11 protein-coding genes and 3 pseudogenes are annotated in these 18,208 nt (G+C 65.5%); 2 read left to right on the plus strand and 12 right to left on the minus strand.

The genetic code is table 11. The features are described from left to right. The first annotated feature begins 42 nt into the window (after positions 1 to 42). Positions 43 to 477, plus strand: a complete 435-nt coding sequence (locus tag HBA99_RS11120) for a pyridoxamine 5'-phosphate oxidase family protein (protein ID WP_070924435.1) — start codon at positions 43 to 45, stop codon at positions 475 to 477. 13 nt (positions 478 to 490) lie between these two features. Here the strand turns inward: HBA99_RS11120 and HBA99_RS11125 are convergent, their stop codons facing one another. The 12 genes and pseudogenes from HBA99_RS11125 to eccA form a co-directional block, all read right to left on the minus strand. Further along, entirely contained in the window at positions 491 to 2,347 is a 1,857-nt protein-coding gene (locus tag HBA99_RS11125) for a CocE/NonD family hydrolase (protein ID WP_070951047.1), read from the minus strand. A gap of 123 nt (positions 2,348 to 2,470) precedes the next feature. Further along, on the minus strand, positions 2,471 to 3,457 hold the full coding sequence (eccE, locus tag HBA99_RS11130) for a type VII secretion protein EccE (protein ID WP_070951046.1): 987 nt from the start codon (positions 3,455 to 3,457) through the stop codon (positions 2,471 to 2,473). Beyond that, positions 3,450 to 4,803, minus strand: a pseudogene (gene mycP, locus HBA99_RS11135) (type VII secretion-associated serine protease mycosin). Before mycP ends, eccE begins: the two are co-directional and overlap by 8 nt. Then, positions 4,800 to 6,185 (minus strand): type VII secretion integral membrane protein EccD, encoded by a 1,386-nt coding sequence (eccD, locus tag HBA99_RS11140; protein WP_070951044.1) that lies wholly within the window; start codon positions 6,183 to 6,185, stop codon positions 4,800 to 4,802. Before eccD ends, mycP begins: the two are co-directional and overlap by 4 nt. Positions 6,186 to 6,250: 65 nt before the next feature. Further along, entirely contained in the window at positions 6,251 to 7,114 is an 864-nt protein-coding gene (locus HBA99_RS11145) for an ESX secretion-associated protein EspG (RefSeq protein ID WP_030095672.1), read from the minus strand. 32 nt (positions 7,115 to 7,146) lie between these two features. After that, positions 7,147 to 7,437: a WXG100 family type VII secretion target gene (locus HBA99_RS11150; protein WP_030095673.1), complete on the minus strand. Its 291-nt coding sequence runs from the start codon at positions 7,435 to 7,437 to the stop codon at positions 7,147 to 7,149. Between the two features lie 32 nt (positions 7,438 to 7,469). Next, complete coding sequence (locus HBA99_RS11155; RefSeq protein WP_030095674.1) at positions 7,470 to 7,763, minus strand: hypothetical protein; 294 nt, start codon at positions 7,761 to 7,763, stop codon at positions 7,470 to 7,472. A 55-nt stretch (positions 7,764 to 7,818) separates the two neighbouring features. Continuing rightward, positions 7,819 to 9,357 (minus strand): annotated as a pseudogene (locus tag HBA99_RS24970) (PPE family protein). Between the two features lie 27 nt (positions 9,358 to 9,384). Continuing rightward, a pseudogene (locus tag HBA99_RS11165) lies at positions 9,385 to 9,655 on the minus strand (PE family protein); the annotation flags it as partial. Then, on the minus strand, positions 9,652 to 13,683 hold the full coding sequence (gene eccCa / locus HBA99_RS11170) for a type VII secretion protein EccCa (RefSeq protein WP_070925594.1): 4,032 nt from the start codon (positions 13,681 to 13,683) through the stop codon (positions 9,652 to 9,654). The gene eccCa and the pseudogene HBA99_RS11165, both read right to left, overlap by 4 nt. Continuing rightward, a complete protein-coding gene (gene eccB / locus HBA99_RS11175) occupies positions 13,680 to 15,230 on the minus strand; it encodes a type VII secretion protein EccB (RefSeq protein WP_070924425.1) in 1,551 nt (516 codons plus the stop codon). The genes eccCa and eccB overlap by 4 nt, the downstream gene beginning before the upstream one ends. Further along, on the minus strand, positions 15,227 to 17,089 hold the full coding sequence (eccA, locus tag HBA99_RS11180; protein WP_078322023.1) for a type VII secretion AAA-ATPase EccA: 1,863 nt from the start codon (positions 17,087 to 17,089) through the stop codon (positions 15,227 to 15,229). Before eccA ends, eccB begins: the two co-directional genes overlap by 4 nt. A gap of 397 nt (positions 17,090 to 17,486) precedes the next feature. Here eccA and HBA99_RS11185 point away from each other — a divergent pair, with 397 nt between their 5' ends. Continuing rightward, positions 17,487 to 18,200 carry a siderophore-interacting protein gene (locus tag HBA99_RS11185; protein WP_070951043.1) on the plus strand — a complete coding sequence of 238 codons (714 nt, stop codon included), beginning with the start codon at positions 17,487 to 17,489 and terminating at the stop codon, positions 18,198 to 18,200. Positions 18,201 to 18,208: the final 8 nt, after the last annotated feature.

The following is an 18,208-nucleotide window of genomic DNA, read 5'->3' on the forward strand; positions in this document are numbered from 1 at the left end:
GAGTTCGGTGCGCTTGTCGGTGCGGGCTCGTAGGGTGATGCCATGGGATTGAGTTTGGAAGAACGACAGGCATTTCTGGCCGAGCCCCACGTGGCGGCAATCTCGGTGAGTGCCGGTGCGGACCGCGCTCCGCTTACCGTGCCGATCTGGTACTTCTACACCCCGGGTGGCGATCTCTGGATTCCGACGGGCAAGGGTTCGCGCAAGCATCAGCTGATCGAGGCGGCAGGTCGGCTCACGCTCATGGTCGATCGTGAGCAGCCGACGGTGCGGTATGTGAGCGTGGAGGGGCCGGTGACCAAGATCGTGCCGCTCGAACATGACCAACACCGGCAGGTGGCCGCCCGGTATATCCCGGAGCAGTTGCTCGATGGGTATCTCAAATACTCGGAGGGGTATGGCGAGCAGATCGCGGTCTATGTCTCCCCGGAGCACTGGCTCTCGGCGGACCTGGGCGGCCCGGAGAACTGGGGTTAGCGTTCCCCGTTGACTACCTGGGCAGCGGGAACTGCTCTGTTCCCGGGCTGCCTGCGGGTATGACGGGAAGCGTCAGCACGGACGGGTGCGCGGCATCGTGCAGGATTGTCTGTGTGGCGGAGCGGAGTTCATCGTTCCGCCCGAACGCCGCACCCGTATTTGGGTTGGGCGCGTACTGCGGGAAGTCGCTGCTGGAGATTTCCAGCCGGATGCGCTCGCCGGCACGGAACTGGTAGCTCACCGGCCATATGTCGATGCGGTATCTGTGTGGCTGGCCGGCGGGGATGGGCCGGCGCTCGGATAAGGATTGTGCCAGCGAGGTTCGGACAATTCCGTTGTTGAGGTTGACGGCGGTGCCATCGGATTGCACGACAACGAGTTTCGCGGTGAAATCGGTGTCCGGCGCCGACGACGAAGCCCACAGGTCGACGGTGATCGGCCCAGTGACTTCGGTATCGGCGGTGAGTGGCTCGCCGGTGTACGTCAGCACGTCGGGGCGCTCTTCGATGGTGTTCTGGTCGTATCGGCCTTCCGGGGCGGTGTCCGCGGCACAGCACGAGTGCCCGCCGGCACTCGGCACCGGATTGGCAGGGTCGTAGCGGTAGCTGTCGGGTGGATCCCCGGGTATGGTCGAGTTACCCAGCGTTCCATGGTGTTTCGCGCCGGGACCGCCGAGGTGGTAGACGGTCCATTGCGTCTGTGGCAGCGGCCAGGCAGGGGCGCTCTTCCATCGGTTGGCGCCCATCAGGTAGTAGTCGACGCGGGGTGAGTCGGCGGAGACACCGTTGTCGGTCCCCTTGAGAAAGTGATCGAACCACGCCAATTGCAGCTCGTTCACGGGGCTACTGGCTCCGGCCCCCAGGCCTTTCAGCAGTGGCGAGGGACTCGATGTTTCGCGGCCCCAGGCGAGGTGATCCCACGGGCCGATGACGATGCGCTGATGCTGGCGCGCCTCCGCTGAGCCGCCGCGCGAGGACATGCCGGCGAAGTTCTCCAGGCCTCCGCGCAGGAACGCGTCGTACCAGCCTTCGAAATGCAGGACGGGGACCTTCACGTTCTCGTACCGATCCCGGATGCTCCACCGCTTCCAGTAGTCGTCGCGGGTCGAATGGCGGATCCAGTCGAAGTACCAGGGAGCAACGTGTGGATTGCCCGGCTGCATCGGTGGAACATCCTGGTACGGAAGAAACTTGAGCCAGCGCTCCGGCTCCGTGGCGGCGGCTTCCAGCTCTCGGGCGGTCGCGTCGTCGCCGCGGTTCTTCGCCGCGGTGGTGGCGATTGTCTCGATCGCCCATGGCAATACGAAGCCGAGCCGGAACGCGCCGCCCTCGTAGGTCCAGCCGTCGTAGTAGTCGGATGCGGTGTTGGACGGGACGATGGTTGTCAGGTGCGGGGGAGTTGTCGTGGCGGCGAGCCATTGGGTCGCGCCGACATAGGAGGACCCGTACATTCCGACCTTGCCGGTGGAGCCGGGTAATCCGGCCGCCCATTCGACGGTGTCGTATCCGTCGCTACCGTCATTGCCGAATTCGGTGAATATCCCATCCGATGCGCCCTGCCCGCGAACGTCTTGCACCACCACGAGGTAGCAGTGTGAGGCGAACCAGTCGGGAGTCTGGAACCGCGACGGTTTGATCTGCGCGCTGCCTTTGCCGTACTGGGTGCGCATCAGGATGACCGGCACGGGGTCCTTGAGCTTAGGGCGGTAGACATCGGCACGCAGTACGGTGCCGTCGCGCATGGTGGCCGGTACATCGACTTTTTTGGCCACCGCGCAGGGGCCTCGCCCACCGGCAGGTGGCCAGGACGCAGAGCCGGGGTTCTCGTGGCCGCAGCCTGTGAGAACGAGACTCAGCGTGGCGGCGAGCATTCCCAGACGTCTGGCCGAACCTGCGATCACCCCGAAAGGGTACCGAGGCCGGGTCGCTCTTCCCGGAATCTGCCAACGCCGCAGTGGGCTAACGCACCCAGGAGCGCGTTAGCCCACATGCTCTCAGACCAGTGCCTGTGCCTCATTCTGCGGCGCGAGGTTGTCGAGGAACTCTACGGTGACCGGGGTCCCGGCTACGCCGAAGGAGTTGGGCGACAGCGGGTTCATCGCCTGCAGGACAGGCAGGTGCTCGCCCCAGCACAGCGTCAGCCCGCCCCATGGCGCGCGTGACTCTGGCTTCTCGTCTGTGCGCACGGCGCACACCACGGTCAGCAGCGGAGCATCGGTGGTGCCGGTGAGCTCGAGGACCGTCCAGCGCTCCGGTAGTGGGGCACTCCCGATGCTTCCGAGAGTGTTCGGCAGATCGTCGTTCACCGTGGCGCGGTAGGCGGCCAGGTATCCGTGATCGTCAGTGACGGCGCGGGAGCCCTCCTTGACTTCCTCCGGCAGCGGCGTGCCGGGGTTCTCTGCGGCATTGATCTGCCACCCCAGTTCGCGTAGGTGATCTGAGAGTCGGCGTCCCACGATATCGGCGGTCTCACGCAAAGGGATTCGGGAAGAACGTGCCTGCAATGCCGCAAGGTTGTCCGCCGCGCTCAGGGTCAGGCTCACCCAGGTCTTGTTCTCGGTGCCGGCTATCCCGGCGGTCGTGACCCGGATTGATGAGCACCGTACGCCGTAGCGATCCAGGTATCCGGACAGGAGCCCGAGCGGGACCTCCTCATCCGATGCGGGTGCTGAGAGCTCGAGTGCCACCGTGGTGCGCGCATCGACGCCCGCTGCGGCAATCTGAGGGGTGTTCGCGGAGGACCTCCCAGAGATTCTGCGGGTCAGCAGCTTCGTGAATCGTCCGAGAATGTCGGTGAGGAAGGTGCCACGCCACCACACCAGCAGCACCAGTGCCAGCACTCCGGCGGTGATGGCGATCCAGCGGTCGGCGGGGTCCCGGCGGTAGAGGGCGAACGCACCCGCTGCGACCAGCGTCGCCACCAGGGTCAACCGCAGCGTGCACGGTACCGGGGGTCGATATAGCTTCACGTTCTTACTCACTCGTGCTCTCCTGTCTGCGACGTGCACTGAGCCCGGCGACGACGATCACCGCGATCAGACATACACCGGCGCCCAGGAAGGCGAGCTGCCGGGGAAGGGATTTTCCGCGGGTGGGGCGGCGGAACGATGGCGCGGACGCTGGGGCCTGCGGGAGCAGTTCCGTCTGCGGGTACGTCCCAGGTGAGCGCGGCTACCGGATCGACGGTTCCCGCTCCCACAAGGTTGGAGGGAGAACGGCCCGCGTCACGAGCGGTCCGCTGCAGCCGCGAGACAACCTGGTTCGCGGTGAGTTCCGGGAACCGGCTGCGCACCAGCGCTGCGACACCCGAGACATAGGCCGTCGCATAACTGGTTCCGAAGAGGGGGTGCGCCTTGCCGTCCTGGCCGACCATTCCGTTGGCCAACCCGCCTTCCTCGTCGTTGGACAGCGACGTCACGTTCTCGCCATTTGCCGCGATGCCGACCCAGGGACCGGGCATCGTGAACTTCGAGGGTGCGCCGTCGGCGGACACCGACCCGACGGACAGTACATATGGCTGCCACCAAGAGGGAACCGAAACAGATTCCACCCCAGTCCAATTCCTCGGATCGGTACCCGAACCGCTGAGTGGATTCGGCTGGCAGTTGGCGCCCCCGCCGCTGGTGTTACCGGCCGCTGCGATGACGACGGCGTCCTTCTCCTCGACGGCGTAACGCAACGCCGCGCCGAGTGCGGCCTGGTCGATGGGCTTGGCGGCCGGAACGCAGACGACCGAGGAAATGTTGATGATGCGTGCGCCGAGGTTCGCGGCATGCACGATGGACCGCGCCAGAGTGCTGACAAAGTGGGTGGCGCCGTTCGTGCTGGGATCGCCGCCGGTGATTCGCGGAGAGAACTTGGAGGACTCCTGGCGAATCGAGATCAGCTTGGATGCCGGCGCGATGCCCGAGAATCCATCTGGGCCGGGCTGGCCGCCGATGATTCCCGCGACCATGGTTCCGTGTCCGTCGCAGTCGGTCAGCCCGTTGGTCGACTGAACGTAGTCGCCTCCACCTTCGACACGCAGCCGCGCGCTGGGTTGTACGCCGGTGTCAATGATGGCGACGCTCTGGCCCTCACCGCGAGAGAAGCGCCACGCCTCCTCGAATTCCGGGGACGGTTTTCCGCTGGTCCCCGTACCCGGCGTCAACACGGTGGTGGTGCACGCGGCGGACTGCATACCGGCTGTTGCGCTGGGGGCCGAATCTCGAGGCAGGGCGGCGGGATCCGCCTCCGGACGTGTCACCGCGTACGCGGCCGGTGCTGTCATAGGAGACAGCGCCAGCAGCATCGCGGCGACGGCGCCCACAGACATGAAACGGATCATCGGTTGAGGATCCAGCTGAACAGTCCGGTGAGGTATGCGATGACCGGCAGCAGTGAGGCATCGATGCCCGAGGCGAGGAATCCCAGGAGCCGCCGGCTGGGCAGCGAGTAGCTTTCTGCCTCAGCGATCTTCGGGTTAAACACCACGACAGTGAGCGCGGCGACCAAGAACGCCAGCACGCCAAGCGCAGCCAGTGCGCCGGTGTAACGGCCCGCCAGGGCGAAGATCACCAGTAGTGCGGAGGTCACCACGAAGGGCACCGCCAGCAGCCAGGCCTTGCACACCGCCGAATCCCAGACGCGTGCGCGCAGTGCTGCCCCGGCGCTCACCGCGACCACCAGGTACCAGGTCCACGGGCTCGCCTGCGCCGAACCGCCGACCAGAGCCAGTGATCCCAGGATGGCCAGAAGTGAAGCGCCCGCGATGAATCCGCTCTGATGTGAGTCACTCAGCTGAACGCGTCGCGGGAGGTCCTTGAGTACCGACATCGCCGGAGCGGAGGGAGTCGGGTCACCGGGTGCGGGAATGGTGGGCAGGGGGAAGCGGGCGGCGAAGGCCGACAGCTGTGCGGCACGCACGGTGACCAGCAGCCCCACCACGATCAGACCGCAGCCCACTGCGAGCAGCGACGGGTGCCACAGGATTTGGGCGCCAGCGGCACCGGCGATACCGATGGACAGCACCGTGGTGGCGGTGAAGAAGGCGATCTGCTGGCGCGCCACGATCAGGTAGATCAGCGACCACGCGGCTACCCCGGCGGCGCCCAGGAGGGCGCGCGGCGCCAGGGCATCTCCAGGGATGGCGAGAGCGAGTGCACCGGCGATGGGAGCCAGGGCGGTGATCGCCAGCTCCGCGCCCAGGCGAGGCGATCGGATATGTGCCACCAGCGCCCCGATCGCGGTGGCGACCGCGACCATTGCCAGGCCGGCAAGGCTCAACGTGGAACCGGTGCGAATGTTGTGAACGATCGCCAGAACCGTTGCCGCCACGATTAATCCGAGGACGCCCACACGGGTGACACGGGCAATGTGCTCGGCACCCCACGGGCGCTTACGCGATTCGGAGAAGATGACGGCCGCATCCGCGATGTCCTCGACGATGCCGGGTGCGGCGGGTCCCACGGGAGTCGGACGCAGCGTCAGCAGGTCACCGTCGACGACTCCCACGGTGTCCAGGGTCGCGTCGGCACTGAACGGCGCGCCATTCACCGGGGCCAGGCTCAGCTGCTGAGGGGTGGCCTCGGTGGCGTCTGGGGCCACCAACCGGTGAACTGCGGGAATGATGTCGCGCATCGGCAGCTGGGTCGGCAAGGCGACCTCGGTCAGCTTTTCTTCACCGAGCACGGCTACCCGGACGATGGGCATCACGGCGTTGTCAGACATGGTGTTTCGTTTGACTCTCTCGATAGGGGGGTGGAGCACACTAGGGAACTAATAGAGGGAAAGCATCAGTCGAAGTCTCGGGTCAATCGCGCGTCCGGGAACCAATGCCCGTCCGGGAGCGTGGCCATCAATTGCTCGACGGCTACGGCGATCGCGAATGGGGTTCCGGGTGCGAAGGTCGACAGCCAGGTGCCGTCGCCCGCGCGGTGTGGGCTGACGAGGATGCGTCCAGCGCTGGTGTCGACCACGCTGATACCCACCTCGGAAGTCTGCTGGGTTGCGTTATCACGTTGTCCGGCAACTACTTCAACATAGTTGCGGTTTCCGATGAACGCTGATTCCACCACAGCCTGTGCGGTGGGAGGGACGCCCAGGTATCCCATGACATCGGCCAGTGAGGCGCCGGAACGCAGCTGCTCATCGGCCTTGGCGCCCACGTGGGTGGGCAGTGTGAATTCGGGGAACCGTGCGGGTGCGCGCCAGCGCAGTCCGGCGACCACACTGGGGACAAGCGCCGAAGGGTCGTCGGCGTCGACCGCCGTGAAGGTGATCAGGTGGGCATTGCGCAGTGACACCACGGTCTGCGCACGACCCTGTGATTGTTTGTGCGCGATGATGCCGCGCATCACGTCCGGATTCTCCGAACCTGCCGCGACATAACGCAGTTCGAGCCAACGGTCGGGGCGGCACACGGTGCGGATCCATCCCGCCACGGCAGGATCCACCGCACCGTCGGCGCTGAGCACACCTGCACGGGTGAGTTCCTGGACGCGCTGAGCATTGAAGCCGGCGCGCTGTGCCTCATCCCGGAAGGGGACCGTGATCGCCAGCACCCAGGGAAAGGTGCCGGCGCTCAAGGTGTCTGCGAGGAACCAGGCCTGGTCGACCGTCAGCTCGACGGCGTCCGGCGACCGGGTGGCCTGGTTCATCGCACGATCAGGTGCTGGAGCACCAAGGGCGTTTATGCGCCCCATTTGGCTCCTTCTGCCATGTCGCGGGCGTTCATGGACAGGGTGTTGGTTTCGTGGGTGGTGCCCATGGCGCGGTAGGCGCGGATGAGCTCTTCCATGGCGGTGTTCCACTGAGCCTGCCAAGCGGCCTGGCTCATGGAGGTATCACCGTGCCAGGCTGCCTGCAGGGAGGCCTGCTGGGCGGCCAGGTCTGCTCCCAGGGCGGTCAGTACACCGGAGTAGGTGTTCATCTCGCCGGCGTGGGCCAGCATGGCGGGGTAGTTGAAAGTGATCTGCGACATCTGCTGTGTTCCCTTCCTTGTGCGTGTGTGGGTTAGACGCCGATGTAGCGGCTGGCGGCGGCGGCGTCTTCGGCCACGTAGGTGGCTGCGGCATCGCCGAGGTTGAGCTGGGCGATATCGAGCAGGGCGTTGACCTTTGCGGCGACTTCCACGAACCGGGCGTGTGCGGCCTGGAAGGCCACCGAAGACTCTCCGACGTGGAAAGCCTGGGCCGACATCGCGGCCTGCTCGGCCTGCGAGATCGTCGAACGCATCAAAGCGGTCTTGGCCCCGAAAGTGCCCTCCGCGGCGATCAGCGCCGGAATGTGTGCATCAAGCAAACTCATATTCATCTCCTCAATCGTGTTGTGTTGTCGGTGATTTCTGGTTGTTCGTGGCCGCTCAGCTGTGAGGCCCCCCTTCGGCGCTGTCCTGGGGATCCACGTTCGCGTCGGTGCCCCAGGTGGTGGGCAGCATTGGGGCGGTACGCGAACCGTCGATGGCCTCGGCCGATGTTTCGCGTTCGATCAGACCGGCCGCGCTGGTGCTCGAGGTACTCCTGGATACCGTCCCGGAAAAGCCGAGCTGGCCAGTGCCGCGAGAAGAAGCCCCGACACCAGCGGGCTGACGAGCTGCCGGTTCCGAAAAGTCCGGGTCCACGGTGGAATTCATGTCCATGAACTGCGGGGCCGGATCTTTGATCCGCGCACCACGCTTGCGGCGGGCACGTGAACGCGCCGACGCGGCCGCTGCGGCCGCTGCGGAGATCCCCGCTGCCGGCGCCTTGGCACCTGCACCTTCATTCAATGTCGGCCCAAACCGCGCCGCCGGCGGATCCTCCTGTGCCGCGTACACCATGTAGGCAGGAGTCACCGCCGCGACAGCAGGCGAAGCCGGTGTCGCGGGGGCGGACGGTGCACCCGTACCGCTGGTAATTGCCGTGCCGCCGCTTCCGGGCATTCCGCCCATCGCAAACGGCTGCTGCTGAGGTGAGTTGCGCACGACCTGGGCTGGTTGCGGCGCGGGTTCCTCCCCGGGTACGTCGGCGTCGACCGGAACCGGGTTGATCAACTGCGCCAGTCCGATCAGGAGCAGGGGAAGCCACAGCGGAGCCGACAGCATGACGCCCCAGAAGGTGAACCCGAAGGGGATGAAGAACGCCTCGTACGCGATGAAGAACAACAGCGGACCCCACGCCACGAGCGCTTCGAGTGGGTTGCGCAGGAAGTCCTGCAAGATCCTTTGCAAGGTGCCGAGCGGGTCGGTGAAGAACTCCTGAATCTGCCGCATCAGCTTCTCGAAGAAGCTCTCGCTGTCGTCCAGCGCGGTGCCGGATTCGGCAGCCTGCGCCTGCGCGGCCAGGCCCGACATGTCGGCCATCCGTGACGTCACCTCGCCGCCCGGAGCCATGATCATCGGCGCGGGTGTCGTCGGCGCGACCGACGCCACAGCGGCCGTGGAAACCCCTTGGTAGACGCCCATGGTGGTGGCGGCCTGAACCCACATCCGGATGTAGTCCGCCTCATTGAGCGCGATCGGAATGGTGTTGATACCAAGGAAATTGGTGGCCAATAGCACGCCGTGAATCATGTGGTTGGCCGCCAGCTCGGCCAGCGTCGGCATCGCGGCCAGAGCCGTCGTGTATGCGGCGGCACTGGTTTCGTGCAGCACGGCATTGGTGGCGCTCAGCGCGCTCTGCTGGGTCAGCCAGGCCAGATACGGTGCGTGGCTGACGACGTACTGGGTGGCGCTGGGCCCCTGCCAGGGACCGGCGTTGGTGGCAGCGAGCAGCTGCGTCAACTCCGTTGCGGCAGTGGTGCATTGCAACCGAGAGTGTTGTGACGTATGGCGGTTGCCGCCAACAGTTCCCGGCCCGGGTCCAGCGTTTCAGTAGCGCCGGTGGACCTTCGGGCGGAAAGCCATCCAGATGGGGCGGGACACGGAATCTAGCCCCGCGCGATCAGCTGGCGCCGCGGCTGCATACCCCTGGTGGTAGCTGGCCGCGGACTGAAATGACCCAGCCCGGCCCGGCCTAGCCTCAACAGGCCACCCCGGTGTGTTCGACACCGCGGGCACTGAAACCGGCCGCGGTCTCCAACGACACCGGATCGGCCGCCGGCGGTACCACCGCACCGATCACCGGCGCGGCAGCAGCATGTGCGGCGGCCAGACGCGCGGTCAGCGCCTCCACTGCAGCACTGGTGGCAAGCAGACCTTCCGGAATGACATTCAGATTCATCGTGGGTACTCCCTTCCTTGAGCAGCGTGCTCACTGACGAATGGATTAACGGTCTGTACATATGTCGGGACATCGTTATCTGACAACAGAACGCCGCGGCCCGCAGGCAGACGCTCGAAGCGATGTCCACGGATACGGCCACCGTCTTGCGGGCTACCGCTGAACATCAGGGTGTTGGCCTGCAGTTCGTGGAAACGGCGCAACATGGGGTTGGTCATCAGTATGTGCCCGGAACCGGTGGCACGCGCGGTGATGATCACTCGCAGGCCGAGCTCGCGAGCCTCGGCGAGCAGGCCCGTGATCGGGTTCCAGGGACGCTGCCCGATGTATGGACCGCTGACGGCGGGCGCATCGGGAATCTGGTCGACGTCATCGATGATGAGGTAGTGCCGCTGTGCGGTCACTCCGCGTGACACCCAGTTGTGCAGTTCCTCGGGGGACAGTCCGGCCGGTGGCCGGCGCTTCTCCAGGAGGGCACCCAGGCCCATCATCGCGGGGGTGATCCGGTCGATGTTGGGGGTGTACTCGTTGTCGGGGAACAGCGGCTCATCGACGAGATGCAGACGCCGGTCCAGGACGGTGAATGCCACCTCGTCGGGTGTCGAGTGCTCGCGGACCGTACGGATGATGTGCCGCAACAGCGTCGTCTTGCCCGATCCGGTATCGCCCAGCACCATCAGGAGCGGGTTGTGGGCGAAGTCGAGAGCCACTGGCGCCAGATCCTGCTCGCGCTGACCGATGACCACCTGCTCGCGTCCGGGGTACAGCGGACCGATGGCGTCCGGTGCCAGGTCTGCCGGCAGCAGGCGGACGGCAGGAGCCTTGGCCCCGGGGTAGTTGGCGTTGACCGATTCCACGTCCTTGGCGTCGGACGCCGCGAACAGGAAATGCTCGGCCTGCATGGTCAGGCCGCGTCCGGGCTGATCGTGCGGCACGCTCTCGGCGGGGCGGCGCAGCGCACCGGGTACCCGCACGTTGCTGTCTGCCGAGTCGTGCAGCTTGAGTTCCAGACGTAGCCCGAGAGCATCGCGCATCGCGAGCGGCACTTCGATCCAGTTCGGTGTCGTGATCACGACGTGGATGCCGTATGACAGCCCGGCGTTGGCCAGTTCGGTAAGGCGGGCCAGCAGCGGATTCCGGGTGTTGAACTGATCGGTGTTGTCGCGGCTGAACGCGTACAGGTTGTCCACGATCAGGAACGTCTCGCCGTACCCGTCGTCCAGTGTGCGATCGCTGTCACGCAGTGTGCGCAGCTGACTCACCGAGGCGATGCCGCGGTCGCGGAACAGACGCTGGCGATAGGCCAGAAGCTGCTCCAGCTCACCGAAGGTGCGCCGGATGCGCTCGGGCTCCAGGGCGCTGGCGACGCTGCCGACATGTGCCAGTCCTTCGAGCGCGTGCAATTGCCCGCCGCCGTAGTCGATGCAGTAGAACGTGACATCGCGGGGGGAGTGCGACGCGGCTGCCGACAGCATGAATGTCTGCAGGGCAGTCGATTTCCCGGACTTCGGGCCACCGTGAATGATCACGTTTCCGGCCGCCGAGGTCGCGTCGAAGATCAGCGGATCGCGACGCATCTGGAACGGCTTGTCGATCTCGCCGAGCGGCCAGCGCAGCTGGCGTGCCGGGATGCCGGTCTGGCTCAACACACTTGCCAACGGGATCGCGGTGTCCAGCGGCGGCAGCCACAGCTCGGGTGCACGCGGACCCACCTTGGCCAGCTGGGCGCCGACGGTGGAGATCAGCTTGCGTGCCGGTTGTTGTGGCTGGTCGGATCCACCCTTGACGATCACTGTGGTCGGATCGGTGGCCACCGGCAGCGCCGTGAACGGCTTGGGCTGCGGAGTGGCGTGGATCTCGATGGTCGTGGTCCTGGACGGTGGCTCGTAAACGCCGTCGACATAGGTGCTGCGGAACTTGATGGGCACCGCCCCGGGGGCGGGCACCAGGAAACCAACGCCCTTGTGGTCCTTGCCCGATTCGATGTGATACGCGTCCTCGGTTCCGATGATCTGCCGAGATGCGCTGGGGCTGGCCACCTTCAGACCAATGCGGTACGAGGTGTTCTTGTCGATGTCCTTGATCTTGCCGACGTCGAGGGTCTGTGACGCGAACAGGATGTGAATCCGGAACGAGCGCCCCTTGCGTGCGACGTAGTCGAACAGTTCGGCGTACTCCGGATGATCCTGGAGCATCAGGGTGAATTCGTCGGCGACCACGAACAGCGTGGGGATGGGGGGCAGGTCGTGACCGGCCGCGATCGCATCCTCGTACTCGCGGACCGAGTTGAAGGCACTGCCCTGTACATCGCGGCCGGCCTGCTTGAGCAGGTTCTCGCGCCGGGCAACCTCGCCACGCAACGTGTCGGCGAAACGATCCGCCAGAGAGCGCTTCTCGGCCATGTTCGAGATCACGGCGACGACTTGTGGGAAGTCGCGGAAGATATCGGCTCCCGCTTCACCCTTGAAGTCCGCGTAGATCACGATGAGACGGTCGGCCGAATGCGTTGTCAGCAGTGACAACAGAATCGACATCAGGCTCTGGGACTTACCGGAGCCGGTCATGCCGATCATCAGTCCGTGCGGTCCCATGCCGCCCTCGGCCTCGTCCTTGAGGTCGAACATCAGCGGCTCGCCGGAGGCGGTCACGCCGATCGGCACGCGAAGCTCTTCGTCACGCGTACGCGGCGACCACAGGGCAGGCACATCCAGCTGGGACGCGTCTTCGATACCGAGCAGCGATGTAAAGGTTGCACCACCGGTGGCGGCCGATCGCAGGCCCGGATGCGTCGGATTGGAATCCCAACGGGAGAGCCGCCGGGACACGTGCGATGCGGTTCCGAGCGTGAGCTGATCGGCCTCGTCGATGTACGGCTGCCAGTCGTTGCCGTTCCACCGGGTGATTCGTGCGCTCACGCCGTTCCGATTGACCTGCAGCACAGGACGTTCCGGGTTGAGGTACTCCGGAAGCTTGGTGGCGCCGTCACTTCCGTCCGCCCGCTGAATGACGGTGACGCCGTCCAGTCCGGTTGCCGGGATCGGCGAGTTCACGCCGTTCAGATCGTAGGTCGGGTCGTCGAGAATGATCAGCAGATGCTTGTGGGCGCCGGATTCAGCCCCGAACAGCGCGCGCTCGGACAGCACCGGCTTCAGTGCCTCGAACAGCTCGGCACCTGTGCGGCGCAGGTAGCGCGCCGGGCCAACGCCGTCGACCTCACCGCTGATGTCCACGTGGGGAAGCCATTTGAGCCACGACCAGTCGCTGTCCTCCACACCCGGGCCGGCCATCGCCACGGTCAGCAGCGTCGGATCATGGAAAGTGGCTGCCTGGGTCACCCAGGATCGGATCGAGGCGCGGACGATGTCGTCATCGCCGAGCACCGTGATGCGCGAAACCTTGTTCAGGTCGATGCCCAGCGGTGCGCTGCGCACCGTGCGCTGGGTGTCCAGCAGTCCGCGTAACGCGCTGTGGCTCACCGGCTCCAGATCGATCTCGTCGGCGATGTCCTTGACGCGTACCGGACTGGCCAGGGGGAGATCATGACGTCCGGCGCGCACTACCAGGTAGTCGTCATCGCCGGGGTCGCGTTCCCACTGACGCCGGGTGCCGGGAACAGTGGTGAGCTCTTCGGGATCCGGGTGCGACCATTCCAGCGCCTTGCGCTGCTGTGTGGCGTGGGTGCGCAGATTTTCACGAATCACCGACAGGTACCGCAGGTAGTCGGCGCGCTCGGCGTCGACCTCCTCGGTGCGGACCTTGTCACCGCCTCCGCGATACAACGCGGTCGCGGCCAGCAGGAGCACGAACGGGAAGAACAGCGTCTGCGGGGAGATGAGCCGGATCCCGGAGGCGACCAGTGCGACCACCATCCCGACGATCAGGATCACGATCACAACCGGCATGGCGCGGCGCAGGAACGATGGCGGAATCACCCGAGGCAGTTGTGGTGGTGCCTCTACGGTCACCGTGGCATCGGGTATCGCGGGAGGCGCTACACGCCGATGGGGTTCGAAAATGAGACGGCTCAACGGGACTCCTGTGCCTGAGCAGATGGGTTGTCGGTCTGGATGCGCGTGGCCGGCCGATCGGTCGGAGCCAGGCTGTCGTGCGCGAGCAGGGCATCGGCACGTGAGAGCGATGGCCCGGAGGCGAACAGATCCAGAATCGACGAGGGGATGGTGAGTGCGGGCTTGTGCAGGCCGAGTGCCTCGAGGGTCTTGTCGCCCTCGGCCTCGGTATCGATGCCGTAACGCACACCGGTATCGGATATCCACTGGTACCCACCGCCACCGCCGGGCTGCACCAGGTATCCGATGCCGGGAGTGATGGCGACCCGCGTCGGGGTGGACGCGGAGGAGATCAGCTGCACGGTGTGCACCGAATCAGAAAGGGGCAGAACCGAACCCGCAAGTAGCGACCACGAATCCGAGGAGGCATCGGCCGTCCTGGTGAACCGGGAGCACAGCACCGGATCCTCGTTGGCGGCCAGCGGCTTGATGGCGGCGCTGGGGAACACCCTGGTATCGATCGCCGAGGACGTCGGCAAGTGCGCCGTCTGGTCGGCGGTCAGCCGCGGTGGCTGTTCCAGACCATATGAATTCGCGTTGCGCAGTACCGATGCGATCACCGGTGAAACCTGTTGCACGCCATCGGCTAGCACCGCGTAGTACACCGGAGTGTTGTCGGTTGAGGAGCTCACCAGCACCGAGCCGATGGGCGCCGCGACCGGCAATGGATAAGCGGTCGGCGTCCCGGCTCCCTGGATGGGGGGAACCACGAGTGCCGGAGCCTCGGGAACGGCGTTGAGCAGGCGGGTGGTCACGGGGCGCACGGCCGGTGGCGCGGTGAGGCCCAGAGCGCTCGTGACGGCGATATCGCCGAGGTTGAGCGCGCTGCGCTTCCCATCCCACAGCAGCCAGGTACCCGCGTCAGAGGACACCACCGCGGCACGGTCGCGGGGGAGGTCGAAGGCCTTGTCCCCACTGGTGTCCAATGCTCCGGCGATCACGGTCACGGCGCGGTTTTCGGTGGACTCGCACACCGCCCAGGCGGCGTCGGTGCTCTTGGCCTGCACCATGCGCTCCGGTGCGCCCGGAATACCGATCAGGTTTCCGCGCGGAAACTGGTCGAGCTGAGTGCTTTTGACCATCGTCGGATCCACGGACTTGCCTGCGATGAGACGGGCCGAGGTGAGGTTGAGCACCGGGTGCAGGTTGTCACCCACCCGGACATAGAGCGCCGCGGTCGACCGGTCGGCAAGCACCGGATCGGTACCGGCGATACCGGAGGGGCGCAGCAGGCTGAAGACGAAGCACCCGACAAGTCCGGTGACGACGATGACGGCGCCCATGCTGAATGCGCGGGATTGGGTACGCAGCGGATCAACGAGCATCCGGGCGTCGTGTAGTGCAACGCCAGATGCTATGCGACGCATGACAAATCGCCATCCGGTGACCTGATGCCCGGTGACGAACCCGCGACGGTACTTCAGTGGTTCGGGGTTCTCACTGGCCGGAGTGCGTGATGCGAAGGCCCGGCGCTCGGAGTTCGCGTTGTTGTCTCGGTTATCGCTCATTTCTGGACCGGCGTCCCGGGAGCCGACAGCCCGAGGCCGGCGACGATGGCCTCCACCGATGCCTGCACGTCCTCGACGGTGACCGTCATGAGGTCGTCATCGCTGAATTCTTCGGCGCCTGAGTTGTCAAGGCGGTGTTCACGTTCCTCCTCGGAGCGTTCCACGACGTTACGGACGAATCGACCGTTACCGGCGACGTCGATGCTGCGGCGTGCGATGCCGCGGGTATCGGGAGCCTCTGCGGCACACATCGCCGAGAAGGCGGTGAGCAGCGCGTCAGCGGCGCCCTCGTCGAACTTGCTGTCGCGCACGGACGCCATGGCCGATGCGATTTCGACGAGCTCCGGCGGTGCGTACGAGGGAAATTCGATGGACCGCGTGAAACGGGAGCGCAGACCTTCGTTGGTGTCGAGGAACTGGTCCAGCTCGGCGCGGTATCCGGCGACGATCACGACCAGGCGGTCGCGGTCGTTTTCCATGCGGGCCAGCAGGGTGTCGATGGCGACGAGACCGAAGTCATTCTTGGCGCCGGTGGACACCAACGCGTATGCCTCATCGAGGAACAGCACACCGTCGAGCGCGCTGTCGATGACAGCGTTGGTTTTGGCTTCGGTCTCACCGATGTGCTGACCGATGAGGTCGGCGCGGTGCACCTCGCGGACGTTCTCGCGCTTGAGAAGCCCCAAGCCGCAATAGATCTTGGCGACCACACGCGCGATGGTGGTCTTACCGGTGCCGGGAGGGCCCGCGAACACCAGGTGGTGGGTGCGGTGGCCAACGGCAAGTCCGCGATCCTGGCGCCGCAGCGCCATCGCCACGGAACTCTTGAGTCGTGAGACCTGGTCTTTCACCTGCTCCAGGCCGATGAATTCGCTGAGCTGTTGCTCGGCCTCGGCCAGCAGGATCGCCTTGCGCTCGTGAGCCTCAGGATCGATGAAATCCTCTTCGGTGGGCTCGGTTTCGGGGTCCCAGGGATCGGTACGGGCAGCGATGCGCGCGGCGGTCGTGGTGTGCAGACCCACACTCGGATCGGTGAGCGCATGCTCGATCTCGGTGTTCTCCGGATTGGCCGCGTACAGATCCTGGAGCACCTCGGTCGCGGTCTCTTCGTCACCGTGGTGGCGCAGGTTGAGCGCCTTGGCCAGTGCGCCGTCGGTGGCTGCCACCTCGATGGGACCACTGGGGTCTTCGAGGTAGGAGAGGGCGGGATTGACCATGCCGAGCTTGGCGAGGGCAATACCCAGGGTGATCCGTACGGCGTGGGACGTGGTGGGGTCCAACGACGCATCGGTGACAACTGGGGTCAGCAGCGTGACGACATCGGACCAACGTTCGGCCCGATTCTGCATGGCGACAGCGGCCCAGCGGGCGTTGAACCATCCGGGGCGTCGCTCGGTTACGGCGGCGATCAGCTCGGCAGCCTTGACGTAGTCACCCTTGTCCACGAGGGCCGCCGCGTAGGCGAGGTGATAGTCGTCGGGGCCGCTGGCACGGAATTCGAGGTAGAGCCCGGTGTCGTAGAGGAAGGTGAGGTCGCCCGGGTGCAGGTTCACCGCATGCTGAAGATGCCCAGCGGTCGCCGCGGTCTCGGAGATCGCCTCCAGCACGTCGACGGTGGCGCCCCCGGAGGCGGCCAGGCCGACCCAGACATCACAGTGATCCTGAGCCGTTCGGCACAGCGACGTGAAGCCGTAACGTGCTGCTGGCAAATCTGCAGGACGCCGCCTGTCATTAACGGACAGACCGAGCGCGCGGCAACAGGTTGCGAATCGGCTCTCTAGTTCCGGGTCGATGCGGGCTGACGGATTCACCGCCGGCGCCGCACGGTCCAGCTGGCCAACTCGTTCACGAATATCCACTTACAGCCCTTCACCCGATCGACACGCTCGCTGACTGGAGTAGTCGGGTCGCGAACGTGAATAGTTCCTCGCCTCTATGTCCGGAGCAGCTGGCAAACTTGAAGCACATCGCCCACCCTCGGCACCGCCACTCCATATTTGGTAGCGGTGATCACTTCGGTGTTCTAACCCATCAGCAATGAACACTGGTGTGACTGTGGCCACACCCGGGCGTTCGAGTTGATTAACTCGTTCGCGAGTGCTCATCTACCGCCTTTGTTCATGGCACCGTTGCCTGCTCGGCAAGAGATTAGCATTCCCTTACCTAAGTGTCGATGGCTAACCCTAGCCCTGCGCAGGTCGGGATGGTTAGGCTAGCCTAAACTAAAAGCGCACTCAGCGAATCGAGGAGGGTGTAATGCCGAGCACAGTGACGCAACCGACACGTGGGTGGCAGGGCGCGGTTCTCAAATTGTTCCGGGCCGGCGATTTCCAGCTAACAGTGACCGGCCGGCGCGAGCTGACCGACAACTATGTGAGGCTCAGCTTCTCCGCGGGCGGCCTGCTGCAGGACCGGGACATTCACCCGACTATGTGGATCCGGTTGTGGTTCTCGGACGGGGAGAAGCTGCACCAGCGCGGATACACGCTGGTCAACCCGGATCCGCAGGCCGACACCGTCGATATCGAATTCGCGCTGCACGACGGGATGGCGGCGCGCTGGGCGCAGGCGGCCCTGGTGGGAGACACCATCGAGGCCACGGTGTTGGGCAGCCACTTCGAGCTGCCCGTTCCGGCTCCGCGCGGATACATCATCGTCGGCGACACCGCGTCCCTGCCCGCGATCAACTCCCTGCTGGAAGTCATCGGCGACAGCCCGGCCACGGTTTTCCTGGAGGCCGCGCATGAGAGCGACAAGACGCTGCCGGTGAATGGGAATGCGGTCTGGATAGATCGCCACGGCGACCCATCGCTGGTCCAGGTGGTGCGTGAGGCTGCCTTTGATGCCCCCGATTTCTTCGGATGGGTGGCGTGCGACACCCGGACCACTCGCGAGGTGGCGCAAGTTCTCAAGGATCACTACGGCATTCCGCGCAGGGCGATGAAAGCCCAGGCCTACTGGATGGCCTGAGGGAACGG

Origin of the sequence: Mycobacteroides chelonae (assembly GCF_016767715.1) — a bacterium.
Lineage (GTDB): Bacteria > Actinomycetota > Actinomycetes > Mycobacteriales > Mycobacteriaceae > Mycobacterium > Mycobacterium gwanakae.